Origin of the sequence: Hymenobacter sp. B81 (genome assembly GCF_044628455.1) — a bacterium.
Classification (GTDB): Bacteria; Bacteroidota; Bacteroidia; order Cytophagales; family Hymenobacteraceae; genus Solirubrum.
The window spans coordinates 1-958 of the sequence record NZ_JBIYZW010000009.1; the positions used below are offsets into that span (position 1 = coordinate 1).

At 72.5% G+C, this 958-nt stretch carries 1 pseudogene; it reads right to left on the reverse strand.

The annotated features are described in order from the left end of the window. Positions 1–851 (reverse strand): annotated as a pseudogene (locus ACE191_RS21760) (hypothetical protein); the annotation flags it as partial. Between the last annotated feature and the right edge of the window lie 107 nt (positions 852–958).

A 958-nucleotide genomic window follows, 5' to 3' on the forward strand; every position in this document is an offset into this window, starting at 1 on the left:
ACCGTGACGTTGAGGGGGCTGGAGGTGGCGCTGCAGCCACCGGGGTTGGTCACGAGCACGGTGTAGCTGCCGGCCGTGGTGGCCGCGTAGCTGCTGGCGGTGGCCCCGCCGATGGGCTGGCCGTTGCGCAAAAACTGGTAGGTGGCGCCGCTGGCCCCGCCTGCGGCCGTGAGCAGCACCGAGCCGCCCTGGCAGAAGCTCGTCGGCCCGCCCGCCGTCAAGGCCGCCGCCGGCGCCGCCGTGATGGTCACCGAAGCCGTGGCCGAACTGGCCGCACAGCCGCCCGAAGCGGCAATGGTGTTGGTCACCGTGTAGCTGCCCGGCGTGGAAGCCGACAGGTTGATGACGCCCGTGCTGGGGTTGATGCTCAGCCCTGAAGTCGAGCTGAACGTGCCGGCCGAGGCGCCCGCCGCGAAGCTCGGGGCCGGGTTGCCGGCGGCCGAGGCGCAGTACGAGGCCGCCGCGTAGCTGAAGGTGGCCAAGGGAGCGGTGGTGATGGTCACCGCCGCCGTGGCCGAGGCCGGGCAGGCCCCGCCCACCGCGTAGGTCACCGTGTAGCTGCCCGGCGTGGAGGCGGCCAGGTTGATGGTACCGGTCGAAGCGTTGATGCTCAAACCCGCCGTCGAGGAGAACGTGCCGCCCGCGGTGCCCGTGATGCTGGGAGTCGGGTTGCTGCCGCTGGCGCAGAAGGTGGAGGAAGCGTAGGCGAAGGCCGCCGAGGCCGGGGCCGTGATGGTCACCGCCGCCGTGGCCGAGGCCGGGCAGGCCCCGCCCACCGCGTAGGTCACCGTGTAGCTGCCCGGCGTCGAAGCCGACAGGTCGATGGCGCCCGTGCTGGGGTTGATGCTCAAACCCGAAGTCGAGGAGAACGTGCCGCCCGACGTGCCGCTGATCGTCGGCACCGGGTCCGGCCCGTTCCCGCAGTACGTGGCCGCCGCGTACGCGAAGCCCGCGTTGG